22 protein-coding genes are annotated in these 25,734 nt (G+C 35.4%); 21 read left to right on the plus strand and 1 reads right to left on the minus strand.

Features of this window, described 5'->3' with window-relative positions; genetic code table 11:
* The first annotated feature begins 338 nt into the window (after positions 1–338).
* The 21 genes from helD to panF all read left to right on the plus strand — a co-directional run bounded on the left by helD (position 339) and on the right by panF (position 25,442).
* Positions 339–2,678: an RNA polymerase recycling motor HelD gene (helD, locus tag OEV82_RS12115; protein WP_263062027.1), complete on the plus strand. Its 2,340-nt coding sequence runs from the start codon at positions 339–341 to the stop codon at positions 2,676–2,678.
* 224 nt (positions 2,679–2,902) lie between these two features.
* On the plus strand, positions 2,903–4,957 hold the full coding sequence (locus tag OEV82_RS12120; RefSeq protein WP_263062028.1) for a BglG family transcription antiterminator: 2,055 nt from the start codon (positions 2,903–2,905) through the stop codon (positions 4,955–4,957).
* Positions 4,958–4,990: 33 nt separating this feature from the next.
* On the plus strand, positions 4,991–5,479 hold the full coding sequence (locus OEV82_RS12125) for a PTS sugar transporter subunit IIA (RefSeq protein ID WP_263062029.1): 489 nt from the start codon (positions 4,991–4,993) through the stop codon (positions 5,477–5,479).
* Positions 5,479–5,763, plus strand: a complete 285-nt coding sequence (locus OEV82_RS12130; RefSeq protein WP_263062030.1) for a PTS sugar transporter subunit IIB — start codon at positions 5,479–5,481, stop codon at positions 5,761–5,763. Before OEV82_RS12125 ends, OEV82_RS12130 begins: the two co-directional genes overlap by 1 nt.
* Positions 5,764–5,836: 73 nt before the next feature.
* Positions 5,837–7,096, plus strand: coding sequence for a PTS galactitol transporter subunit IIC (locus OEV82_RS12135; protein ID WP_263062031.1), 1,260 nt, complete (start codon positions 5,837–5,839; stop codon positions 7,094–7,096).
* 105 nt (positions 7,097–7,201) lie between these two features.
* Entirely contained in the window at positions 7,202–8,233 is a 1,032-nt protein-coding gene (locus OEV82_RS12140) for a zinc-binding dehydrogenase (protein ID WP_263062032.1), read from the plus strand.
* Positions 8,234–8,235: 2 nt separating this feature from the next.
* Entirely contained in the window at positions 8,236–8,370 is a 135-nt protein-coding gene (locus tag OEV82_RS12145; RefSeq protein WP_263062033.1) for a hypothetical protein, read from the plus strand.
* 292 nt (positions 8,371–8,662) lie between these two features.
* A complete protein-coding gene (locus tag OEV82_RS12150) occupies positions 8,663–9,763 on the plus strand; it encodes a galactitol-1-phosphate 5-dehydrogenase (protein WP_263062034.1) in 1,101 nt (366 codons plus the stop codon).
* Positions 9,764–9,796: 33 nt separating this feature from the next.
* Positions 9,797–10,063: a phosphocarrier protein HPr gene (locus OEV82_RS12155; protein WP_263062035.1), complete on the plus strand. Its 267-nt coding sequence runs from the start codon at positions 9,797–9,799 to the stop codon at positions 10,061–10,063.
* 366 nt (positions 10,064–10,429) lie between these two features.
* On the plus strand, positions 10,430–11,467 hold the full coding sequence (argC, locus tag OEV82_RS12160) for an N-acetyl-gamma-glutamyl-phosphate reductase (RefSeq protein ID WP_263062036.1): 1,038 nt from the start codon (positions 10,430–10,432) through the stop codon (positions 11,465–11,467).
* A gap of 19 nt (positions 11,468–11,486) precedes the next feature.
* Positions 11,487–12,719, plus strand: a complete 1,233-nt coding sequence (argJ, locus tag OEV82_RS12165) for a bifunctional glutamate N-acetyltransferase/amino-acid acetyltransferase ArgJ (protein WP_263062037.1) — start codon at positions 11,487–11,489, stop codon at positions 12,717–12,719.
* 13 nt (positions 12,720–12,732) lie between these two features.
* Positions 12,733–13,521: an acetylglutamate kinase gene (argB, locus tag OEV82_RS12170; RefSeq protein ID WP_173662241.1), complete on the plus strand. Its 789-nt coding sequence runs from the start codon at positions 12,733–12,735 to the stop codon at positions 13,519–13,521.
* Positions 13,522–13,525: 4 nt separating this feature from the next.
* Entirely contained in the window at positions 13,526–14,725 is a 1,200-nt protein-coding gene (locus OEV82_RS12175) for an acetylornithine transaminase (RefSeq protein ID WP_407672770.1), read from the plus strand.
* A complete protein-coding gene (locus OEV82_RS12180; protein ID WP_407672769.1) occupies positions 14,722–15,816 on the plus strand; it encodes a carbamoyl phosphate synthase small subunit in 1,095 nt (364 codons plus the stop codon). The genes OEV82_RS12175 and OEV82_RS12180 overlap by 4 nt, the downstream gene beginning before the upstream one ends.
* Entirely contained in the window at positions 15,803–18,997 is a 3,195-nt protein-coding gene (carB, locus tag OEV82_RS12185; RefSeq protein WP_263062039.1) for a carbamoyl-phosphate synthase (glutamine-hydrolyzing) large subunit, read from the plus strand. The genes OEV82_RS12180 and carB overlap by 14 nt, the downstream gene beginning before the upstream one ends.
* 14 nt (positions 18,998–19,011) lie before the next feature.
* A complete protein-coding gene (gene argF / locus OEV82_RS12190) occupies positions 19,012–19,974 on the plus strand; it encodes an ornithine carbamoyltransferase (RefSeq protein WP_263062040.1) in 963 nt (320 codons plus the stop codon).
* A 74-nt stretch (positions 19,975–20,048) separates the two neighbouring features.
* On the plus strand, positions 20,049–21,269 hold the full coding sequence (locus tag OEV82_RS12195; RefSeq protein ID WP_173657671.1) for an argininosuccinate synthase: 1,221 nt from the start codon (positions 20,049–20,051) through the stop codon (positions 21,267–21,269).
* 27 nt (positions 21,270–21,296) lie between these two features.
* On the plus strand, positions 21,297–22,673 hold the full coding sequence (gene argH / locus OEV82_RS12200; RefSeq protein ID WP_263062042.1) for an argininosuccinate lyase: 1,377 nt from the start codon (positions 21,297–21,299) through the stop codon (positions 22,671–22,673).
* Positions 22,674–23,071: 398 nt separating this feature from the next.
* A complete protein-coding gene (locus tag OEV82_RS12205; protein WP_173657673.1) occupies positions 23,072–23,503 on the plus strand; it encodes a YckD family protein in 432 nt (143 codons plus the stop codon).
* A 156-nt stretch (positions 23,504–23,659) separates the two neighbouring features.
* Positions 23,660–23,971, plus strand: coding sequence for a YhdT family protein (locus tag OEV82_RS12210; RefSeq protein ID WP_173657674.1), 312 nt, complete (start codon positions 23,660–23,662; stop codon positions 23,969–23,971).
* Between the two features lie 31 nt (positions 23,972–24,002).
* Complete coding sequence (gene panF, locus OEV82_RS12215; protein ID WP_263062043.1) at positions 24,003–25,442, plus strand: sodium/pantothenate symporter; 1,440 nt, start codon at positions 24,003–24,005, stop codon at positions 25,440–25,442.
* A gap of 91 nt (positions 25,443–25,533) precedes the next feature.
* Here the strand turns inward: panF and OEV82_RS12220 are convergent.
* On the minus strand, positions 25,534–25,734 hold a 201-nt coding region (locus OEV82_RS12220; protein WP_263062044.1), incomplete at its 5' end, for a hypothetical protein.

Consider the following 25,734-nt stretch of genomic DNA (forward strand, 5'->3'; position numbering starts at 1 on the left):
ATTATTGTCTGTACGCTTCGATAACATCCTAAATTTCCCCCGTTAACCAAGAATTCTATCCCTATTATACAAAAAAAGCCTGTAGATTTGGCCACTAGTTAGGGACTTTGTCTACAAGCTGAAGCAACTTTTTTTAAAGTTGCTTTTTTGAATGACAAGGAAAAGTCTGAGGAAAACAGAAATTTATGTAGAAAAAGAATTTATTTTTAATATAAGAATATGCTATAATAAAAAACGGTCAACATTATAGTATTTTTTTAAATTGTACCCAATTATATATTACTAAATAAAAAAAGTGAAGTCAAGTGTTTTTTGCAAAAGTGAGAAGGGGTGTTTTAATGGCGGATCACGAACAAATTATAGAAAAAGAACAAGTGCGAGTGAATAAGGTAATCGATAGCATAGAAAAACAGATGGAAAAGCTAAAAAGTAAAACAGGGAACTTAAAAAAAGATATTGTTTCCCTTAGAAAATCCTTTTGGGATGATGTCACTGTTAATATTGACGATCCTGATGATGTCATTGAAACTCACGCCAGTATAAAACAACAAGCGGAGTTGCTTGGTGAGAGGGAACGTAGCCATGGGCAATTTCATAAACAATATAAAAATTTGCAAAGACTAAAATCTTCACCTTATTTCGGTAGAATTGACTTTGTAGAAGAGGGTGAAAAAAAAGCAGAACAAATATATATTGGCTTATTTTCCTTAATGGATGAGGATGGTGAAAATTTCCTTATATATGATTGGCGAGCACCTATTGCTCGTATGTATTATGATTATGCCCCAGGACCTGCTCAATATGAAACGATGGATAGTATAATTAAAGGTGAAATTGAATTAAAACGGCAATATATGATTCGTAATGGAAGAATAAAAGGAATGTTTGATACAACTATAACGATTGGTGACGAAATTCTCCAAGCTGTTTTAAGTGGCCAAGCGGATAACCATATGAAAAATATTGTAGCTACGATTCAAAAAGAACAAAATGCTATTATCCGCAATAATAAGAAGAAATATATAGTTGTCCAAGGTGCAGCAGGAAGTGGGAAAACATCAGCAGCGATGCAGCGGGTAGCTTACCTTCTTTATCGATATCGTGAGACATTAAAGGCTGAAAATATTTTATTATTTTCTCCAAACCAAATGTTTAACAGTTATGTTAGTACGGTGTTACCAGAACTCGGGGAAGATAATATGGAACAAAGTACGTTTTACCAATATTTGCAGCAACGTTTAAATATCGATATAGAAAATCCATACACCCAAATAGAATATGTTCTTGGTGCCAAGCAAGATCAAGCATATGATATCCGAAAAAAATCAATTCAGTTTAAAGCAAGTTTAGCTTATAAAAAAATCATTGATCATTATGTTAAAGATTTACTTACTACAGGAATGTTATTTAAAAATATTCGTTTTCGAGGAGAACTCTTAATAAGTAAAAAGGAAATATATGATTATTTTTATAGTTTAAAACAAATTTCTTCCATTCCTAATCGTATTAGTCTTGTAAAAGAATGGTTATTAGACAAGTTAAAAGTGGTAGAGAAAAATGAGCGATCAAAAGAGTGGGTAGAAGAGGAGCGAGAATTACTCAATAAAGATGATTATTTAAAAATTTATCGGAAGCTACAAAAACAAAAACGGTTTACTGAAGATACTTTTGATGATTTTGCACGGGAAGAACAACTTCTTGCAGGTTGGGTGGTAAAAAGAAGATTAAAACCGTTACGAGATAAAATAGCAAATCTAGTCTTTATTGACATTATCGGGTTATATAGGAAATTTTTTTCTTGGGCACAATTGAAGTTAGTGGATCTAAAACTACCAGATGAATGGATGGAGATCAAAAAGCTGACATTGGCACGGTTAGCGACAGGCGAACTCCTTTTTGAGGATGCGACCCCCTTCCTTTATTTAAAAGATAAAATAGAAGGAAAACATACTTATAATTCAATTCGTCATTTATTTATTGATGAAGCACAAGATTATTCACCGTTTCAACTAAGTTATTTAAAAGAAATTTTCCCTAATAGTAGAATGACGATTTTAGGGGATATGAATCAATCTATTTTTACCCACTCTATTCATAATGAGCATGCATTTGCAAAGTCGGAAAATTTATTTCCGGAGGAAGAACTGGAAAGAATTGTTTTAACAAAAAGTTATCGTTCAACAAAACAAATAGTAGAATTTACAGAAGAAATGCTTACGGCTAATCATAAAATAGAGCCATTCAATAGGGAAGGTGAAGTTCCTACACTATCAATTGTTCCGAATAAGAGTAAACTTAATGAGAATATTATTAAAAAAGTAACAGACTTACAAAATAAAGGGTTTGAAACGGTTGCAATTATATGCAAAACAGCAATGGAATCACATGAAGCGTATGAAATGTTAAAAGAGGAATTACATTTACGACTAATTCGAAAAGAAACCTCTTCCTTTGAGAAAGGAGTTTTAATAATTCCTAGTTATTTGGCAAAAGGAATCGAGTTTGATGCAGTAATAATTTATAATTGTGCTAATGATGTTTATGATCATGAAGATGAACGAACATTATTTTACACAGCATGTACACGGGCGATGCATGAATTGCATTTATATTCTGTTGGTGAACCCAATGATTTTGTTAAATCTGTAGGTAAATCAAAATATAGAAAATTTGAGTAATATTTAAGGATATTCAATATGATTAATTTTTATGAGGCTGATGGAAAGAGCAGCCTCTTTTTTGTATTACCTACAAAATAAAGATTTTTTGATATTATTGTTCAATAAATTGTATTGTTCATGTAAATCACAGTGATGAACAACAAAAATTCAGAATTTTGTGATGAAAACGTATACAAAAACTGTAGGGAATGATGGTATCTTTTATATAGGAGGGAAACAAAATGGGGATGGAGGAGAGATGCAGAAAGATATTAGAATATTTAATTAGTAATCCGAGTACGACAAGTGCTTCCATTGAAAAGAAATTTAAGCTGACGAAAAGACAACTAGGTTATACAATGGGAAAAATCAATGAGTGGCTCAAAACGAACAACCTTCCAATGATCGAGAGAACGAGACAAGGTCATTTTGTTATCGATAAAGCGATTTTTACTGAGGTTGCGGCATCGGAAGAGTTATCTTTTGTTTCCGAGTCACAGATTTTGACAGAAGAACATCGGATCTATGTCATTTTATTGATGCTCCTTAGTTCGATGGAGGAGTTATCCTTATACCATTTTACGTTTGAGTTAGATGTCAGTAAAAATACCGTGTTAAGTGATTTAAAAAAAGCTCAGAAACTGTTAGACGAATACAATTTAAGTATTAACTATTCCAGAAAGCATGGCTATGTCCTAAAAGGAAATGAATTTAAAATCCGTAAGCTACTATTAGATGTCACGTATCAAATGTTAGAAATGATGAACGGTGAAGATCGTATAAAGAAAATAGCCATGATTAGCGATGAAAAAATGACTGAGTTTACCAATCGAATATTGGAAGTGGAAAATAAACTAAATCTGAGATTTACGGATGAGAAATTAAAAACGATGTCATTTGTGTTATTTTTAATTCTAAAACGGATTGAAAAGGGGCATCAAATCGACGATGTTTCATTAGTATACAAAGAATTGTCCCATACAAAAGAATATCAGGCTACTGAAGCTTTACTTCGAGATTATAAAAATATTACCGTATCGGAACGACTCTTTATTACATTACATTTATTGACAGCTGACGTGGTTACTGCTGATTTTTCGTCAGAAGCATTGACTTCGGAATTTCTTCCTGCAATTGACAGGATGCTTCGACAATTTGAAAAAAGTGCATGTATTTACTTTGAAGATCGTGAAGAGCTAATTGAACGATTATTACAACATTTGAAACCGGCATATTACCGGATAAGGTATCATTTGACAGATACGATGAATTTTCAAGGAAAGATGAGCAGACAATTTCAAGCATTGCACCATCTAGTAAAACGCTCCATCTCTCCGTTAAAAGAATTCATTGGCTCTGAAATTCCTGAGAATGAAATCATTCCGATTACGATGCATGTAGGCGCTTGGATGAGCCGGCAGAAAGAAAGTATTGAAAAAAAGATCAAAGCAGTTGTTGTTTGTCCGCAGGGAGTTTCTGTATCTAAAGTTATGTTTAATGAATTAAGAGATCTTTTTCCGGAGTTTGTCTTCTTAGATTATTTGTCTGTTCGCGAATTTATTCATTATTCTTTAGATTATGATGTTGTTTTTTCACCTATTTTTATTGAGACAAATAAGAAACTCTTTGTAACGAAGGTGTTACTTGGAAAAGAGGATAAAAGCCGCTTGCGTAAACAGGTGATGCTTGAGATTCATGGATACCTCCCACACGAAATTGATTTCAGTAAACTTGTCGATGTCATCTCGAATCATGCAATTATTCAAAATAAGGATAGTCTAGTCAGAGATTTGAAAGCTTATTTTAACAGGGATGAAAATATGGCTATTGTGAAAGAGCAGGGTGGTGAATGGAATTTAAATGAATTCATTACCCCCGACAGGATTCAAATAAAAAATGCCGTCCATTCTTGGGAAGATGCCGTAAAAATATGTGCAGCGCCGCTGGTTGAAAGTGGGAATATTACCGAAGGTTATATAGATTCGATGATTCAATATAGTGTACAAGATTCCTATATTATGATAGGTCCAGGTGTGGCTATACCGCATGCATCACCGGAAGAAGGCGTAAAGGAAGTAGGAATGAGTTTATTAGTAGTTAAAGAAGGTGTCGATTATCTGCAAAACAACCGAATTTATCTTATTATTGTCATTGCCGCAGAAGATAAGAAGAAACATATTCATGCTTTGATGCAGCTTATTAAGATGGTCAGTTGTGAGGAGGATAGAAATAAATTACTGCAGTCCGAATCAACTAACGAAGTATTTAAAATAGTAAGTAAATACTCACATCGTTGATAAGTGGTTACAGATGGTGGGAGGTGACAAGTTGTGAGTAATTTTGTTTTCAACGAATCTGTTATTCTACTAAATTTAGAAGGAGAAAAGGATAGCGAAATCATTCAAATAATGGCTGAAAATTTAGTAGATCAAGGTTTAGTGAAAGAAAGTTTTGTTCCAGCAATACTGAAACGAGAAGACGAATTTCCAACGGGGCTACCTACAGAAGGAGTATCAGTTGCGATTCCTCATACTGACGCCGAGCATGTAAGGAAAAAGACATTAAGTGTTGGGGTATTAAAGCAGCCGGTAGATTTTAAAATCATGGGAAATAACAGTAAAACAACATCAGTTCAATTGGTATTTATGTTAGCTATGGACAAAGCTGATTCCCAGTTAAATTTGTTACAAAGGCTAATTGAAATCTTTCAAAATGCTAATTTATTAAGAGATATTTTAAATCAATCCAATGCAACAGATATTAAAAATCTGTTAGAAGAAAAATTAGAAATGGTAGATTTTAAAGGAGGTGAGAAATAATGGGGAAGAAAAGAGTGTTAGTAGCATGTGGTGCAGGTATTGCAACTTCAACGGTTGTGAATAAAGCAATTGAAGAACTGGCTAAGGAAAACAATCTAGAGGTGGAGATTAATCAAATAAAAATTGCAGAGGTGCCTGCTTATGAAGATTCTGCGGATTTATTAGTTACTACAGCAATGACGAAAAAGGAATTTAAGTTCCCAGTCATTGATGCTCGAACATTCCTTACAGGAATTGGTGTGGAAGAAACAAAAAAGCAAATTTTAGAAGAGCTTAAAAAGTAATAAGGAATTATCTCGGTTTCTCTAAGGTTAAGAAACCGAGTAAATTCTTTCAAGATTGTGAGGTTGAATGATTATGCAAGCTTTTATTGACTTTATACAAGCTTTCCTTGATCTAGGTGTTACGGTCATTTTACCGGTTGCTATATTTTTGTTAGGTTTATTCTTTGGTCAAAAACCTGGTAAAGCCTTTCGTTCAGGTATAACGATAGGAGTAGCATTTGTCGGTATTTTTCTTGTCATTGACTTGCTGACCCTTAACTTAGGACCTGCAGCACAAGCTATGGTGGAACGTTTGGGTGTGGAACTAAACGTTATTGATATTGGGTGGCCAGCGACATCGTCGATTGCATGGGCTTCCATTATAGCAGGATTTATAATCCCGCTGGGATTAGTGGTAAATGTTGTTATGCTTTTAACCAAAACTACAAAAGTAATGAACGTTGATATTTGGAATTATTGGCATTATACATTTGTAGCAGCGTTGGTATATACAATCTCAGGAAGTATTTTTCAAGGTTTAATTGCGGCGGTTATATTCCAAATTGTGTGTTTGAAAGTAGCAGACTGGACAACTCCTATGGTTCGTGACTTTTATGAAATGCCAGGTGTGTCTGTTGCGACTGGTAGTACGATATCCTATGCACCGTATATTTTATTGGTAAAAGGTTTGCAGAAAATTCCTGGTTTAAATAAGTTAAAAGCTGATCCAGAATCAATTCAAAATCGTTTTGGTATATTTGGCGATTCGATGATTATGGGATTAATCCTAGGAGCAGCGATTGGTTTATTAGCAGGATACGATGTTGGAGATGTGGTCAATATCGGAATGTCTATGGCAGCAGTTATGATTTTGATGCCACGTATGGTTAAAATTTTGATGGAAGGACTAATGCCTGTTTCCGAATCTGCTCGAGAATGGTTAAACAAACGGTTTGGAAACCGGGATATTACCATTGGTTTAGATGCAGCAGTACTTTTAGGCCACCCAAGTGTCATAGCAACAGCATTAATCCTAACTCCTATTACAGTTGTTTTAGCAGTAGTCCTACCTGGAAACAATGTACTACCATTTGCAGACTTAGCTACAATCCCTTTTTTAATTGCTTTTATTGTAGGAGCATCTAGAGGGAATATTATTCATTCTGTTATTGTCGGAACGATAATGGTTGCCTTATCTCTTTATATGGCAACAGATATCGCACCAATTATGACTGATATGGCAAAGCAGGCAGATGTAAAATTTCCAGAAAATTCTGCAATGGTGTCCAGTATAGACCAAGGTGGTAATCTAGTAAACTGGATTATTTGGAAGATATTTGAATTATTTAATTAGAGTCATTCGTATCTCTAATCTGAAAAGCAGAGATTTCATGAACCTCCATTTCATAAAAATATTAGTATTCCAATGTATATTATAAGATTAAAGGAGATATAGAGGATGAAATCGTTAGTTAAGACTAAATTAGGCTTCGGAAATTTAGAAGTTCAGAGTAAACCAGAACCGTTTCCTAAAAAGGATCAAGTAAAAATTAAAGTAAAGTATGCAGGGATATGTGGATCCGATATCCATACGTATGAAGGTGATTACAAAGTTGGTGTACCTGTTACGTTAGGACATGAGTTTTCAGGTGAGATAGTAGAAGTAGGTGAAGGGGTTAAAGAGTTTCAAGTTGGTGATCGGGTAACTTCGGAAACTACCTATTATATTTGTGGAAAATGTGAATATTGCCAAACACGTGATTACAATTTATGCAATCATCGGAAAGGCCTTGGCACACAACAAGATGGTGCATTTGCCAAATATGTCATCGCTCGGAAGGAAAGTGTCCATCATTTACCGGAAAATGTAGACTTTCTTTCTGCGGCAATGACAGAACCACTAGCATGTACCTATCACGCAATTGAAAAAGTAAAGATTCATGAAGGGGATCTTGTTGTTGTGACTGGTCCGGGACCAATTGGATTACTTGCAGCTCAGGTAGCGAAAAGCCAAAAAGCAACTGTCATTATTACAGGGATAAGTAACGATAAACTTCGGTTAGATAAAGCGAAGGAATTAGGCATTGATTATGCAATAAATACACAAGAAGAAGATGTTAAAGAATTAGTTAAGAAATTAACGAAAGGTTATGGAGCGGATGTCGTTTTAGAATGTTCAGGTGCTGTTCTTGCTGCTAAACAAGGTTTGGACCTGCTAAGAAAAAAAGGAAAATATGTACAAGTTGGCTTATTTGCACAACAAGACGTACAGTTTGATCTAGAAAAAATCATTCAAAAGGAAATTCATGTAGTAGGTAGCAGAAGTCAAAAACCTGATGATTGGGAACCTGCCCTTACTTTAATGAGTGAAGGGAAAGTAAATGCGGAGTCTCTAATAACTCATGTATTTAATATAACCCAATGGGAGGAAGCGTATAATGTGATAAAGAGCGGGGAAGCCATTAAAGTGTTACTTACACCAGTAGAATAAAGGTGGGAAAGGTTTACGTATCGACAATAAATAAAGAAATATTTATAGAGAACATTTACGAAGATGATATGGAAGTGCATAAATATGCAGTACGTATTGGTTCATGTGGTCCAGAAGAACTCAAACAACAAAAATGATTTTAAATTCATACTATTATTTTTTGATAGGATAGTGGGACACATCTTACCTTATCATGTCAACGTTGAAACGTAAATTAAAAAGAAATGGGGTCTTTATATGGTAGATGCATTTCTAGATATAATGCTGGGACCAATGAGAGATATCAGTACTTTTTATTATAAACATCAACTAATATGCAATACGGTCGTTATCAGTTTATCAGTATACAACATGTTTTTCAATAAGAAAAATAAAGAAGTAAGAGGCTATTCTTCGATAAAGGATATTTGATAGAGAGGATTGGATCCAATGAAAACATTAAACCTTTATGGTGTGAAAGATATTCGTTTTGAAGATTCGCCAAAGCCTGTCATTCAAAAACCAGATGATGTTATTCTTAAAGTGAAGGCTGTAGGTATCTGCGGTTCGGATATTTCGCGTTATAGCAAGCTTGGTCCTTATGTGAAAGGGATGACGTTTGGGCATGAGTTTTCAGGTGTAGTGGCTGAAGTAGGAAGTGGTGTCACAGACTTTCAACCGGGGGACCGTGTTGCGGCATGTCCAACATATGTATGCGGAGCTTGTGAAAGCTGTAAAAGTGGTTTGCCTTCTCAATGTGAAGATCTAACTGTCATCGGGGCTAGACATCCTGGAGCTTACGCGGAATATGTCAAATTACCTTCAAGTCATCTACTACCTATTCCAGATCATCTAGACTTTGATACAGCTGCACTTGTCGAACCTTCTTCGGTTGTAGCACATGGCTTTTATCGTTCGGACTTGCAGCCCGGAGAAGAAGTGGCTGTGGTGGGAGTAGGAAGCATTGGACTATTAGCCGTTCAATGGGCAAAGATTTTCGGAGCAAGTAAAGTGTATGCAATTGATATTGATCATCATAAATTGAAAATTGCGAAAGAACTAGGTGCAGATGTGTTGATTCATTCTTCAGAGGCACCACCACACGAACAAATAACACAATATACAAACGGACGCGGTGTTGATTTAGCTGTAGAATGTGCCGGTTCCCCAATAACATCCGCACAAGTATTCGCTTTGCCCAAAAAAGGTGGAAATGTTGTGTTTTTAGGCATTCCGTATGCAGATATTACCATTGAACGTTTATACTTTGAAAAAATTGTTCGAAACGAGTTATCTGTTTATGGCTCATGGAATGCGGTATCTGCACCTTTTCCGGGAAAAGAGTGGCAAGCAAGTATTCATTACATGAGTACTGGTCAAATTCAAACAAAACCAATCATATCTCATCGACTTGAGCTTCACAAAGGACCAGAAACATTTGAAAAAATTATAAATCGTGAATTGAATTCAATAAAAGTACTGTTTTATCCAGAAATTGGTGCACATGCTAGTACGAAACCTACTGGTATTATGGCTACATCATTTTCTTAAATAATTAATTTTTATTTAAAGGAGAGTTTTCAAATGATAGAAAAGCATTTTACAGTAGTAGATCAAGCAGGAATCCATGCAAGACCTGCATCTATTCTCGTTAGCACAGCAAACAAGTTCGAATCGGATATTTTTTTGGTGTTTGAAGGGAAAAATACGAATTTAAAGTCCATATTAGGGGTTATGTCCCTTGGGGTAGGTACTGGAGAGAAAATTTCTATTCGTTCAGAAGGTCCGGACGAAGAAAAAGCGTTAGATGAACTTGAAAAAGTATTACGGAGAGAAGATCTGGCAATATAAACAAGTGTTTTAGTAAATAGTAAATTCAATTGGTTTAGTTATTGTAAAGCTTTACTTATTTAAGCTCAGAAAGAGTGGGATTAAATTGCTTAATTGGATAAGACGCCTATACAAACCCTTGGGAACTCCTCAAATTGGAGTAACCAAGGGTTTCAATGTTTAATAACTTTGAAGGACTTTTGCGCTACATATTATGGCTGAGCTACTTTATACAGTGTTTGAACGTAAAGTGGTGTGAGATTTTGAGTCTATAGCACTCATTCCAACTAAATTTATAAAATAATAAAATAAAATTACGTAATGTGTTGTATTTTTATACATAATTAGGTATAATTATTCAACACAAAGAGATTAGGAGATGATTCTGTGAAGGTCGGTATCGTTGGTGCCAATGGATATAGTGGGATTGAATTAATTCGTTTACTGCAACATCACCCTTATACAGACTTAACGAAAATGATTTCTCATTCAACTAGTGGCAAAAATATCTTAGAGCTATATCCCCATTTAGAGAATTTTGTAGATATGTCTCTTGAACATATTGATATTGAAGAGATTGCGAGAGAAGTAGATTTAGTATTTTTTGCTACGCCTGCAGGTGTTACAAAAGATTTAATCCCAGACTTTTTAGAAAAAGGTGTAACATGTATTGATGTATCTGGCGATTTTCGACTAAAAAAACCTGAAGATTATAAACAATGGTATAAAAAGTCACCTGCAAATGATCAATATTTACAAGAGTCGGTTTATGGATTACCGGAATTGAACCGCCATAAAATCAAAGAAGCAAAATTAATTGCCAACCCTGGTTGTTTTCCTACAGCAACTTTACTTGGTTTAATTCCGGTATTACAACACAAAGTAATTGACCTGTATTCTATCCATATTGACGCTAAAACAGGAGTATCTGGCGCAGGTAGAAATGTGAATGTCGCCAACTTATTTACAGAAGTTAATGAAAATATAAAAGCCTATAAAGTTGGTCACCATCAACATATTCCAGAAATAGAACAAGTTATTCGTGAAATAAGTGGCGAAGAAGCTCCAATATCATTTGTTACGCACTTAATTCCGATAAACCGAGGGATCATGAGCACAATTTATTGCGATTTAATCCATAATCTATCTATTGAGGAAATTTATCAATTATACAAAGAAATGTATAAAAATGAACCATTTATTCGTATACGTCAAGTCGGGCAATACCCAACTACAAAGGAAATTTTCGGTAGCAATTTTTGTGATATCGGTCTTTATGTTGATGAAAGGACGAATAGACTTATCATTATTTCTGTAATCGATAACTTAGTTAAAGGTGCATCTGGTCAGGCAATCCAAAATTTGAATATTCTTGCGGGTTGGGAAGAAACAACGGGTTTAATGAATGTTCCTCTATACCCATAAAATTGGAGGTTAAAAGAGTATGAACAAACAATTAGTTCAAACGAAACAAGTCGTGACACTAAAAAATGGCAGTATTACAACACCGAAGGGTTATTATGCAGGTGGATTACATTGTGGAATAAAACGAAAACGTCTTGACCTTGGCTGGCTATTTTCTGAGGTTCCTGCAACAGTAGCAGCAGTGTATACAACAAACCAAATTCAAGCAGCTCCATTACTTGTGACTAAGGAAAGTATTAAAATTTCAGGGAAAATTCAAGGTGTTATTGTTAACTCCGGGATCGCAAATGCTTGTACGGGTGATGAAGGATATAAAAATGCGCTATTTATGCGGAAATTATTTGCAGATCGCATTGGAGTAGATGAACATCTTGTTGCTGTGAGTTCCACAGGTATCATTGGTGAACAGCTACCGATGCAAAAATTGGAGGACGGTATTAATCAAATTCATCATTTAGATAATGATGTGGATTGTTTTGAAAAGGCCATTTTAACGACGGACACGACACAAAAAAAGGCTTGTGTTCAATTAAAGATCGATGGAAAAACAATTACCATTGCTGGTTGTGCAAAGGGTTCAGGTATGATTCATCCGAATATGGCAACAATGTTAGGATTTATTACGACAGATGCCAACATAAGTCAAGAGGCATTAAATATTGCTTTAAAGCAATCGGTTAATCAAACGTTTAATATGATTACTGTTGATGGAGATACAAGTACTAATGATATGGTCGTATTCCTTGCTAACGGTTTAGCAGGTAATCCTAAATTAACTCAACATCATGCTGAATGGGACACTTTTCTTTCTGGTGTGTATCTAGTATGTGAATCGTTGGCAAAGCAAATTGCGAAAGACGGAGAAGGTGCAACAAAACTAATTGAAGTAAAAGTCAAGGGATGTAATACGAGTGCTGATGCAGGAAAAATTGCCAAATCAATTATTGGATCCAACCTGGTTAAAACGGCCATGTTTGGTGAGGATCCGAACTGGGGAAGAATCGTTGCCGCGATTGGGTATAGTGGTGTTCAACTTAATTCCAATTCAATTGATGTATATATCGGCGAACAACGGGTCGTAAAGAATGGATTACCGGAAACTTACTCTGAAGAAAACGTTACGACCTATTTAAAAGAAAATGAGGAAATTCAGATTATTGTAGACTTACACGATGGTAAAAGTAATGCTACAGCTTGGGGATGTGATTTAACCTATGATTATGTAAAGATTAATGCGATGTATCGGACATAAAGGGGTGTAAATGATGACCTATTTAGTCATAAAATGTGGTGGTAGTGTTTTGGACAATATTCATCCGTCTTTGTATGAAAATATCGTTAAAATTCAAAATCAAGGTATTCAACCCGTTGTTGTTCATGGTGGAGGTCCGACAATATCAAATTTACTTAATAAACTTAATATAAAGACGAAGTTTGTTGACGGGCTGCGGGTAACTGATGAAAAAGTTTTGAATATAGCCGAAATGGTACTATCTGGTTCAATGAACAAGGCTATTGTTCGAAATCTACAAATTGCTGGTGGGAAAGCAATTGGTGTGAGTGGGATTGATGGAAAACTTTTAGTAGCATCACCACTGCAAAGCAATCATAAGCTAGGTTATGTCGGAAAGGTAGATGAAGTAAATGTTGAATTTTTGCAATGTTTGATTGATTCGAAACTTATACCTGTGATTTCTCCCATTGCCATTGATGGTAAAGGACAGCGGTGGAATATAAATGCAGATATGGTAGCGGCTGCGGTTGCGAAAAAATTTAATGCAAAACTGTGTTTAATCACAAATGTTTCTGGAGTTATACAGGATGACCGTTTATTAAATGATCTGACACCGACACAAATCCAGAGATTGATAGAATGCGGGATTATTACAGGCGGAATGGTTCCGAAAGTTACAGCCGCAATCGAATGTCTTGAAGAAGGTATTGATGAGGTCGTTATTTTGAATGGCTTAGAAGAAAATGCAATTCTTTCTTATGTAAAAGGGCTACCAATTGGTACAACGATATCAAATAAAGATTTTATATCAAGTAGGTGAAAATATGGTAATGTTACAGACTAGCCATATAATGAACACATATCAGCGTTATTCTTTAAATCTTGTAAAAGGAAAAGGTGCGTATGTTTGGGATGATAAAGGTGAAAAATATTTAGATTTTACTTCTGGAATAGCGGTTTGTAATTTAGGCCATGTACCAGAAGGTGTAAAAAAAGCGGTACAAGAGCAACTAGAACAGCTTTGGCACTGTTCAAATCTTTTTTTGATTCAAAGTCAAGAAAAGTTGGCAATGAAGCTTTGCGAAAATAGTTGCTTTGATGAAGTATTTTTTTGTAACAGTGGGGCTGAAGCGAATGAAGCAGCGATAAAACTTGCAAGAAAGTATGCATTTGATCACAACAAATTGCCACATATCGTCAGTTTCAAACAATCATTTCATGGAAGGACCATGGCAACACTTTCGGCAACCGGTCAAGAAAAAATCCAGAAAGGTTTCCATCCTTTAGTATCAGGATTTTCATATTTAAACTATAACGATTATGTAAATTTAAATAAATTAATAGATATGAAACCTTGTGCGGTCATTTTAGAATTAGTCCAAGGTGAAGGTGGAGTCATTCCAGCGAAACAAGAGTGGATAGAAAAACTTACATCTATTTGTAAAAAAGAAGAGATTCTAATCATCGTTGATGAAGTACAAACGGGAATGGGGAGAACTGGAAAACTATTTGCCTATGAATATTATAATTTTGAACCGGATATGGTTACTTTAGCAAAAGGACTGGGTTCAGGATTTCCAATTGGAGCGATGCTTGCAAAAAAAGAAGTAGCACAACATTTTACCCCCGGTACCCATGGAAGTACTTTTGGAGGAAATCCACTCGCTGCCACAGCTGGTCTGGAAACGGTCAAAGAATTAGTTGGAACGAATGTGCTACATTCAGCACAAGAGATGAGTTTCATTCTTAAATCCAAGTTAGAACAACTGAAAGAGAACTTCACATTTATTAAAGATGTTCGTGGATTGGGGCTCATGATTGGGATCGAAATTGACGGCGATCCAAGCGGAATTGTTCAGTTAGCCCTTGAAGAAAAGCTCCTCATTTTAACAGCAGGTAATAATACCATTCGTTTACTTCCTCCGCTTACGATAACGGAAAATGAGATTGAGAGGTTTTTTGAAGTGTTTCAACATGTATTAAATCAATACAAAGATACAGATAGTGGCATAATTCGGAGGTGAAGAAGTTGACTACAGGTTACATTATTTTGGAAACGGGTGAAATTTTTTCGGGGAAGCTGATAGGAAAAGTAAAAAGAAGTGCTGGTGAAATTGTCTTTAATACAAGTATGACAGGTCATCAACATATATTAACAAACCCTTCGTATACAGGCCAAATTATCGTTTTTTCTTATCCGGTCATTGGAGGTTACCGAATTCGAAGCAAAGAAAACAAGACTAAAAAAATATACGCCCAAGGTGTGGTAATAAAGGAAATTTGTAATGTACCATCCTATGATCCTTTGGCCATTTCAATGGAATCTGTTTTAGAAAAGGATAATATACCTTGTTTGACTGAAGTTGATACACGTGCACTAATAAAAACAATTCGTAAAAGAGGTACAGTAAAGGCAGTTATTTCTGATGATATGAACGATAAACCGGAAACAAATACCTCCTTCAAACCAGTAAACAAAGTTTCAACAAAAACAGTTATTCAATATACGAACGATGTTAATGCTCCTCATATCGTAATTGTCGATTTCGGTGTTGAACAAGAGATTGTTCAATATTTTATAAATGCAAATTGTCGAGTAACACTTGTTCCTTATGATTATTCTTTTGAAAACATTTTACAGCTAAAGCCAGATGGCATCGTGTTAAGCAATGGACCAGGTGATCCGATGGACTTAATTGATGAAATTGAAAAAATTTATAAATTATCAACGTTGTTCCCTACTTTAGGTATTTCTTTAGGTCATCAGCTTGTAGCACTCGCTTATGGCGCAAAAACAGAAGCTTTACCTTTTGGGCACCGTGGAGGTAATTACCCAGTTAAAGATTTACGCACCGGCAAAGTATATATCACGACACAAAATCATGGGTATACCGTTATTGATCAAACGATTGATCGAAATGAATTTAATATTTCATACCAAAATGTGAATGATGGATCAATAGAAGGAATTGAACATAAGCAAAAGCCAATTCAAACCGTTCAATTTTATCCAGATACTGTTTTCCCTTCTCAAATGGAGACAGGGCATATATTTCATTCGTTTTTGGAAACAGTTAATAAAAATACAGGGGTAATGTCATATGCCGTTAAATAAAAAAATTAAAAAAGTACTCGTTATTGGTTCAGGTCCGATCGTAATTGGGCAGGCTGCAGAATTTGATTATGCAGGTACACAAGGTTGTTTAGCATTGAAGGAAGAAGGAATTGAAGTTGTACTTTTAAATAATAATCCAGCAACGATTATGACTGATGAACATATTGCTGACAAAGTATATCTTGAACCGATGACAGTGGATGTGGTGGAAAAAATTATTAAAAACGAACAACCGGATGGCATTATAGGTACATTAGGTGGTCAAACCGGACTCAATCTAACTGTTCAACTTGAAGAGGCAGGACTTTTAAATAAATATAATGTGGAAGTTTTAGGTACAGCAGTCGAGGCAATTCAAAAAGGGGAAGATCGTGATAAATTCAAAAAATTAATGTTAGAAATTGGTGAACCGATTCCTGAATCCAAAATTGTTGTTACTGTTGAAGAAGGTATTAACTTTGTTCGCTCGATTGGTTTCCCTATCATTGTTCGCCCGGCCTATACCCTTGGTGGTGAAGGAGGTGGCTTTGCTGAAAACGAAGAAGAACTTGTAGAGCTTTTAAAAAAGGGATTAACCTTAAGTCCAATTCATCAAGTACTAGTAGAAAAAAGTATAAAGGGTTGGAAAGAAATCGAATTTGAAGTCATTCGCGATGGGAATGATACGTGCATCATTGTGTGCAATATGGAAAATATTGATCCGGTTGGTGTCCATACTGGTGATTCGATTGTAGTTGCACCAAGTCAGACGATAACCGATGAACAATATCATATTTTACGTAATGCTTCTTTAAAAGTTATTCGTTCCTTAGGTGTTATTGGTGGTTGTAACATTCAGTTCGCGTTAAACCCGGAAACAAATGAATATTATATCATCGAAGTTAATCCACGCTTAAGCCGTTCAAGTGCTTTAGCATCAAAAGCAACAGGTTACCCAATTGCTCGAATTGCAACTAAATGTGCCCTCGGTTACCAATTAGAAGAAATTATCAACCCTGTAACGGGAACAACTTATGCTTCCTTTGAGCCAGCAGTGGATTATGTTGTAATGAAACTACCTCGTTTTCCGTTTGATAAATTTCCAGAAGTGGATACTAAATTGGGAACGCAAATGAAAGCAACGGGTGAAGTTATGTCAATCGATCGTTCGTTTGAAGGGGCATTAAATAAGGCTTTACGTTCCCTGGAATATAAGGTAGATGGTTTATCTCATCCGCTTGTAAAAAAGATGAGTAAAGAACAATTGATTAGTGAACTTGAAGAAGCGACTGATTTACGACTATTTGTCATTGCTGAGTGCTTTCGCAGAGGAATGTCTATTGAGGAAGTTCAAAAAATCACAAAAGTAGATAGCTGGTTTTTATATAAAATTCAAGAACTGGTTATGTTTGAAAATAAGATTGAGAATTATGATGTTGACACCTTACCGAAAGATATCTTAATAAAAGCAAAACAACTAAATTTCGGAGATCGTTATTTAGCAAGTCTTCTTAATTGTACAGAACAAGAGGTTCGTAAAAAACGACTAAAAATGGGTCTTGTTCCTTCTTATAAACTTGTTGATACATGTGCTGGTGAATTTGATGCGGTAACACCATATTATTATTCGACGTGGCATGGCCAAGATGAAGTTGAATCGTCAAACAAAAAGAAAGTGTTAATCGTTGGTTCAGGTCCAATTCGTATCGGGCAAGGGATTGAATTTGATTATACATGTGTCCATGCAGTTATGGCATTAAAGGAATTCGGTTACGAGACCATTGTTGTAAACAATAATCCGGAGACGGTAAGTACAGATTACTCAATGTCTGATAAATTATATTTTGAACCAATTACGACAGAAGATATCCTACATATCGTATACAAAGAAAATGTGGACGGGGTTTTTTTACAATTCGGAGGCCAGACAGCAATTAATCTTGCTGCTGACTTAGAACTTGAGGGCGTTCATATTTTTGGAACAGCAACGAAAACGATTGATTTGTTAGAAGATCGAAAGCTATTTTATGAACTGTTAGACAGATTAGCTGTTCCACATATAGAGGGAAAAATTGCTTATTCGGAAGACGAATTAAAACGAAGTGCGATCCAGTTAGGTTATCCGGTTCTTGTTCGTCCTTCTTACGTGATCGGTGGGCAGTCGATGAAAGTCCTTTACACAGAAGAAGAATTAGATGAATATGTGAAAACTATTATGAATACAGAAAAAAGAACGTGGCCGATATTAGTGGATCAATTTTTGCCTGGGTTGGAATGTGAATTAGATTGTATTTGTGATGGAAAGAACATTCTTATTGCAGGGATTTTTGAACATATAGAAAAGGCTGGGGTTCATTCAGGAGATAGTATCAGTATTTATCCAGCGAAATCAATAACAGGTGAACAAAAACAAGTCCTAACTGACTATGCGAAGAAGATCTGTTTAGAAGCAGGTATTATTGGTGTTGCAAATATGCAGTTTGTTATTCATAGAGAAAAAATTTATTGTTTAGAAGTAAACCCACGGGCATCGCGAACAGTTCCAATCTTAAGCAAAGTAACAGGGATACCGATTATTAAATGGGGAGTTGCGGCACAAATTGGAGAAGCATTACATGAAACAGGTTTAGTGAAGGAAGTACCATTTTACGCTGTTAAAGCACCAGTGTTCTCCTTTAATAAGTTAAAAAATGTTGACCCAAGTGTAGGACCGGAAATGAAATCGACAGGCGAAATACTAGGTATTGGACATACAATTCCAGAGGCATTCAAAAAAGTGGCAGGTAAAAGAGATGTTAAATATTCTAAATCGCTAACGGTTTTTTGCTCAGTCGCTGATCGAGATAAGGAATACCTTCTACGAATCTTAGAAGATATAAAAGAACCGTTACAAATTTTTGCAACAGAAGGAACAGCAGATTTTCTACGAAGAAATGGTTTGGCGACAACTGTTGTAAATCGACAAAAAAATCGCCTGGAACAGTTGTTAAAAGAAGTAAAAATTAATGTTGCTATTATTAGACCAACAAAAACTAGCCATAAAAAAACCTTCGGTAAATTTATGAGAGAGTTTTTCATGCGCCAAAATGTTCCTCTTTTTACTGCATTGGAAACTTTTGAAGCTTATCTTTATCAAGAAGATACGGTTGATTTTCGTGTAAAACCGATAAGTCATTATTTGCAGGATTATATTCAAATTTAAAAGGTGGTGTAAAGGTGACTGAATCGTTAATAAAAAACAAATATGATATCAATTTAAAAGGAAAGGATTTTTTATCATTAGCCGAACTTTCGAGTGATGAAATTTTATTTTTAATCGATGAAGCCATAAAACTGAAACAAATGCAAAAAAATGGTGAGCAACATCCGTTTTTAAAAGGAAAAGTACTAGGAATGATATTTGAAAAGTCATCAACACGAACCCGTGTATCTTTTGAAGTTGGGATGTATCAACTTGGAGGTCAGGCAATCTTTTTGAGTAATAGGGATATCCAACTTGGGCGAGGTGAAACGATTTACGATACTGCAAAAGTTTTATCTCGGTATGTAGATGGGCTTATGATTCGTACATTTGCTCATTCAACTGTTGAAGCATTTGCTAAATATTCATCTGTTCCTGTCATTAATGGGTTAACCGATTTACATCATCCAACACAAGTGTTAGCCGATTTGCAAACGATATATGAGCATAAAAGAAGGTTAGAAGGATTGAAAATGTGCTTTATTGGTGATGGAAACAACAATATGGCCCATTCTCTAATTGAAGGAGCAGTTAAAGTGGGAATGGACATTTCAATTGCAAGCCCCGAAGGTTTTATGCCAAATGAAGAAGTAGTAAAGAATGCACAAACTGTTGCAAACAACACGGGTTCAACAATTCAAATAAGTGTGGACCCGCAACAGATGATTGTAGGTGCTGATGTTGTTGTCACTGATGTTTTTACGAGCATGGGACAGGAGGATGAAACGGAAGAACGTTTACAGGTATTCACTCCTTATCAAGTAAATGATGAATTATGTAAGCATGCAAATAATGATTATATTTTTCTGCATTGTTTACCTGCGCACCGTGGAGAAGAAGTAACAGCTTCAATAATAGATGGTCCTCATTCAGTTGTTTTTGATGAAGCAGAAAATCGACTTCATGCTCAAAAAGCAATTTTAAAAAATTTATTGTAGCATTATTTATAAAAATACGGTAAAATGTATAAAAATACAAAATGTGGTTTATTTATACAAAGGGAGAGGATCACATGGTTAAAGAAAAAATTGTTTTAGCATATTCAGGTGGCTTAGATACATCTGTTTCAATTAAATGGTTACAAGAAAAGTATGGATATGATGTAATCGCGTTAGCTATCGATGTCGGTGGCGAAGGTAAAGATATGGAGAAAATTCGTCAAAAGGCTCTTAATGTAGGGGCGATTAAATCGATAACAATTGATGGAAAAGATTTACTCGCGAATGAATATATTTTGCCAAGTCTAAAAGCAAACGCATTATATGAAGGAAAATATCCATTATCCTCAGCACTTAGTCGTCCGTTAATTTCTAAGTTGCTCGTGCAAGTGGCAGAAGAAGAAGGAGCCGTTGCAGTAGCCCATGGCTGTACAGGAAAAGGAAACGATCAAGTTCGTTTTGAAGTCTCCATTCAAGCATTAAACCCTTCTTTACAAGTTATTGCACCTGTGCGTGAGTGGGGAATGAACCGCGAAGAGGAAATTGAATATGCAGAAAAACATGGAATTCCAATTCCAGTTGACTTAGATAATCCATTTTCCATCGATGCAAATATTTGGGGGAGGGCATGTGAGGCTGGTGTTTTAGAAAATCCTTGGAATGAAGCCCCAGAAGAAGCGTATGAATGGACGAATCCAGTCGAAAAAACACCCGATGAACCAGAATATGTTGAAATTGAATTTGAAAAAGGAGTTCCTGTTGCCTTGAACGGTCACCGGATGAATCTTGTCCAAATTATTGAAGTGTTAAATGAAAAGGCAGGATTACATGGTGTTGGTCGAATTGATCATATTGAAAATCGACTAGTTGGTATTAAATCAAGGGAAATTTATGAAAATCCAGCTGCTGTTGTGTTAATTAAGGCTCATAAAGAGTTAGAACTATTAACATTACCAAGGGAAGTAACTCAGTTTAAATCTTACATTGATGAAAAGTATGCTCAAATTATATATGACGGCCTATGGTATTCTCCTTTAAAGTCTGCCATTGATGCTTTTGTTGAAGAAACTCAAAAATCTGTTACAGGAACCATTAAAGTCAAACTTTTCAAAGGTCATTATACGGTTGTGGCAAGGAAATCTCCTGTTAGTCTATATAATGAACAATTGGCTACTTATTCAAAAGAAGATTTATTTGATCATAACGCTGCTGTTGGTTTTATTAAGTTATGGGGCTTACCAACAAAGGTATTTGCTGAAGTGCATAAAAATGAAGAAGCTGTAAAATTAAAATAAAGTTTCAATAGACGTGGAGGGCAAAGCATGAGTAAACTTTGGGGAGGACGTTTTACGAAGGAAACGAATAAATTAGTTGAAGAATTTACGGCATCAATTCAATTTGATCAAAAACTTGCATTAGAAGATATCGAAGGAAGCTTAGCCCATGTTGAAATGTTAGGTTCTTGCGGCATTATACATGAAGATGATGTTGAAACCATTAAAAAAGGATTACTAACGATAAAAGAAAAAATGAATGCTGGTGAAGTCGAATTTTCGATTGAAGATGAAGATATTCATATGAATATTGAACGGCTATTAATCGAAGAAATCGGTCCAGTTGGTGGAAAACTCCATACTGGACGAAGCAGGAATGATCAAGTTGCAACGGATATGCACCTATATCTTTTTAAGAAAACAAAGGAAATCATCCACATGCTTAAATCGGTGCAAAAAGCAATCGTTAAACAAGCAAAAGAGCATATTGAAACGGTTATGCCGGGATATACACACTTACAACGAGCTCAGCCGATTAGTCTTGGTCATCACCTCTTGGCTTACTTTTGGATGTTTGAAAGAGATAAAGAGCGATTGCATGACAGCTTAAAAAGGATTAATTGGTCACCATTAGGAGCTGGTGCACTAGCTGGAACAACTTTCCCGATTGACCGAAATCTAACAGCAAGTTTGCTAGGTTTTGACACGGTTTACCCAAATAGTTTAGATGCAGTAAGTGATCGTGACTTTATATTGGAGTTTTTATCCATATCGTCCATTTTAATGACCCATATATCGAGATTATCTGAGGAACTCGTCCTCTGGTCGAGTCAGGAGTTTGAGTTTATTGAATTAGATGATTCCTTTTGTACAGGTTCAAGTATAATGCCGCAAAAGAAAAATCCAGATGTGCCGGAGTTGTTACGTGGGAAAACCGGTCGTGTATATGGAAACTTGATCGGATTATTAACGGTATTAAAAGGTCTCCCTCTTGCCTATAATAAAGATTTACAAGAAGATAAAGAGGGAATGTTTGATACGGTAGAAACGTTGACAGGTTCATTAAAACTTTTAGCACCGATGATCGAAACTATGACGGTGAATAAAGAAAAAATGTATCAAGCTGTTCGCCAAGATTATTCCAATGCAACGGATCTTGCGGATTACTTAGTGAACAAAGGTCTACCATTCCGCCAGGCTCATGAGATTATCGGAAAAATTGTTCTTTATGCAATCGAAAAAAATAAGTATTTACTAGATTTAACATTTAAAGAGTATAAACAGTTTTGCGATTTATTTGAAGAGGATATTTACGCAGTTCTTACGCCGAAACATGTTGTAGAGGCTAGGAATAGCTATGGAGGAACTGCCTTTTCACAAGTAGAATTACAGCTGAAATTAGCAGAAAGCAAATTGAAAGATTGACCTGGCTTGTAAAGTGGGCGGTCCAATAAGTCATATAGCGGATATTTGCGACTACTCCAGCAAGAACAGCAAACGCTTTTGGCTGAAAACGTAAGCACCAGGTACACGAGTGAAAGCCCCTGCAAAGGTGCTTGTGTGCTTAAGGTGCTGAGGCCGATCCACTGGATTTGTATCCCCAACCTACTTTCAAAAATCCCCAATAATCAGACTTTCTAGACTACCCCAATTTGATTTAAGAAAGGTTTTAAAGTGTAGCATGAAAATTAGAAATAACAAACAATGTCTTATATAAATTGTTTTCATTAAAAATTTAAAGGGAAAAAATGGTGTTTCTTGTATAATCATCCTACATCCTGCACATTCTAAGGAAAAATAATGATGTTAAGGAGATGTAGGAATTGTTTTGCCAATTTCAAAAACTCATATCAATCCTATTGTCAGGAATCGTTGCTTTTATAGGAGGACCCATTGCATTAGCAGCAACTCCGACTGAAGTAGGGGATTCAGTCGAAATAAACGGTCAAATATGGAAAACAGCTCCGCAAGAGGCAAAAATTGGGAACAACGAGATCATAGAAAAGGGCAATCAAGAGTTTCAATTGACAAAAGAACAACTGGAAGAAATTGAAAAACTGGCAAGCGAATCACACAAGATTAGAAAACAAATGATTGATAAATATGTTGAATACGGAGTAATTTCGAAGGAACGCGGTGATAAAATCAAGGAAAGTATGGATAAACATTTTGAACGGATGAAAGAACATAATTTTACTCCATTTCTCCACAAAATTAAAAAAGCTAAAAATTGTAATTGTAAAGATAATAAATGAAAAAATCTAGGGTCTGAACCTTACCGTGGGAACACAGAATACAAATGACTTATACGGTGAATTCAGACCCTTATCCATTTTAAAAATAATTTATTTCCATTTTTTTTAAATACTGCTATGATTGTTTCGAGAAATGTCTAAAATTGGAGGAGAAAAATGGACAAGGATAAAATTTTTTCGGATGATTCACGCTTTAAAGTAGCGAAGAAGGAAGCTTGGATTGGTATTGGTTTAGTTTTATTTAATTTTATTTGGTGGTTTGCTTTTGCATATGGTCTTGGATCTCAATCCCCAGAAGAGTATACATATATCCTTGGTTTTCCAGCTTGGTTTTTTTATAGTTGTATTGTTAGTTTAATTGTTATGTCCATACTGGTTATAATTGTCGTTAAGTATTGCTTTAAAGAGGTAACTTTTGAAGAGGAAATAGATAAAGTAGATGAAGAGAAAGAAAAATCAATAGGATAAATAGTTTGTTATAGAGAGTGGGGTTTTTATGATGAATTGGGGAATTGTGTTGCCTCTTATAATATTCCTATTTATTATTTTTATTGTTGGGTTTTGGACGAATAAACATGTCAGGAATTCGGACTCATTTTTACAAGAGTATTTTTTAGGTAGTCGGAGTATGGGTGGATTTATTTTGGCGATGACGATGATGGCAACATATGGAAGTGCCAGTAGTTTTATAGGCGGACCAGGAATTGCTTATTCAACTGGACTTGGTTGGGTATTATTAGCAATGGCCCAACTTCCAACAGGTTATTTTGTCCTCACGGTTTTAGGAAAGAAATTTGCGATTGTATCAAGACAATATCGAGCAATTACATTAATTGACTTTTTGAAAAATCGTTATCATAGCGAATGGATTGGAATACTTGCAGCCATTAGTATTATCATCTTTTTATTTTCATCGATTGCTGCCCAATGGGTAGGAGGAGCACGCTTACTTGAATCGCTATTTCCTATTTCTTATCCAATCGCGTTAACGATATTTGCTTTTTCTGTTATGATCTATGTTATTATTGGTGGTTTTCGTGCCGTTGCTTTAACGGACACGATTTTAGGTACAATTATGTTTTTTGGAACGTTAATTTTACTCGTAGCCGTTATAAATGCTGGCGGCGGAATAAACAATATTATGGAAAAACTTATGGCCATTGATCCAGGGCTTGTAACTCCCTTTGGAGCAGACGGTAGCCTTTCAGCAAGTTATGTTTCCTCATATTGGATTCTTGTTGGGATAGGTGTTGTTGGTTTACCACAAATAGCTGTTCGTGCGATGTCTTATAAAAATTCAAGATCAATGCATCAAGCAATTATTATAACTACAGTATTTGTTGGAATCATTATGTTAGGGATGCATCTAGTCGGCGTATTTGCTCGAGCGGTTCATCCTAATATAGCCGTTGCTGACTCAGTGATGCCAACGATCACAATGGAAGTCTTACCACCTTTCTTCGCAGGTATTGTATTAGCTGCGCCAATGGCAGCAATCATGTCAACTGTTAATGCTTTGTTAATTATGGTAAGTTCAGCTGTTGTAAAAGATATTTATTTAAGTTACGTTAATCCTCAAGCACAGGATCAAAAGGTGAGAAGCATAAGTTATTTAGTAACAGCGATTTTAGGTGTAATTGTCTACTTAATGGCTTTAAGTCCTCCAGATTTCTTAATATGGTTAAATTTATTTTCTTTTGGAGGATTAGAGGCTGCCTTTATTTGGCCGGTTGTGTTGGGATTGTATTGGAAAAAGGGAAACAAATATGGTGCGATTAGCTCAATGATTGTAGGTGTGACTTCTTATATCTTATTCCATCAATTTTATCCGAATGCGTTAGGTATGCATACTGTTATCTTTCCTATTCTATTATCTTTTTTAGCATTTGTTGCTGTTAGTGTTATTACTCAGAAAAAGGAGCTCGTACATTCCATTTAAATTCCAGAAAAAATCACACGTTAAATTGAGAATATATTTTTTATATATCAAACGTTTGATCAAAAATTTTGTATTAGTAATTAGGATTCAATTAAACAAGCGTTTGATTAATCATAGGATTCAATATGTAGAAATACGTTAAAAGGAATAGGCCATGACCTATTCCTTGCAGACTGTCGACAAACCCCAACTCAAATGCTTCATTTGAGTTGGGATTTGTCTTTTTTTGCTCATCATTTTCTAAGATTCTTATCTTATTTAGGCTGGACATGGTCTTTTCCATGTCCAGTTT

This window comes from Pallidibacillus thermolactis (genome assembly GCF_025660415.1).
In the GTDB taxonomy this organism is placed as follows: Bacteria; Bacillota; Bacilli; order Bacillales; family Caldibacillaceae; genus Pallidibacillus; species Pallidibacillus thermolactis.

Coding starts and splice junctions, on each gene's coding strand:
- OEV82_RS12195 (WP_173657671.1), top strand. CDS start 20,049: ATGGTTAAAGAAAAAATTGTTTTAGCATATTCAGGTGGCTTAGATACA.
- argH (WP_263062042.1), top strand. CDS start 21,297: ATGAGTAAACTTTGGGGAGGACGTTTTACGAAGGAAACGAATAAATTA.
- helD (WP_263062027.1), top strand. CDS start 339: ATGGCGGATCACGAACAAATTATAGAAAAAGAACAAGTGCGAGTGAAT.
- argB (WP_173662241.1), top strand. CDS start 12,733: ATGACCTATTTAGTCATAAAATGTGGTGGTAGTGTTTTGGACAATATT.
- OEV82_RS12135 (WP_263062031.1), top strand. CDS start 5,837: ATGCAAGCTTTTATTGACTTTATACAAGCTTTCCTTGATCTAGGTGTT.
- argJ (WP_263062037.1), top strand. CDS start 11,487: ATGAACAAACAATTAGTTCAAACGAAACAAGTCGTGACACTAAAAAAT.
- OEV82_RS12210 (WP_173657674.1), top strand. CDS start 23,660: ATGGACAAGGATAAAATTTTTTCGGATGATTCACGCTTTAAAGTAGCG.
- panF (WP_263062043.1), top strand. CDS start 24,003: ATGAATTGGGGAATTGTGTTGCCTCTTATAATATTCCTATTTATTATT.
- OEV82_RS12120 (WP_263062028.1), top strand. CDS start 2,903: ATGGGGATGGAGGAGAGATGCAGAAAGATATTAGAATATTTAATTAGT.
- OEV82_RS12175 (WP_407672770.1), top strand. CDS start 13,526: ATGGTAATGTTACAGACTAGCCATATAATGAACACATATCAGCGTTAT.
- OEV82_RS12130 (WP_263062030.1), top strand. CDS start 5,479: ATGGGGAAGAAAAGAGTGTTAGTAGCATGTGGTGCAGGTATTGCAACT.
- carB (WP_263062039.1), top strand. CDS start 15,803: ATGCCGTTAAATAAAAAAATTAAAAAAGTACTCGTTATTGGTTCAGGT.
- OEV82_RS12155 (WP_263062035.1), top strand. CDS start 9,797: ATGATAGAAAAGCATTTTACAGTAGTAGATCAAGCAGGAATCCATGCA.
- OEV82_RS12140 (WP_263062032.1), top strand. CDS start 7,202: ATGAAATCGTTAGTTAAGACTAAATTAGGCTTCGGAAATTTAGAAGTT.
- OEV82_RS12150 (WP_263062034.1), top strand. CDS start 8,663: ATGAAAACATTAAACCTTTATGGTGTGAAAGATATTCGTTTTGAAGAT.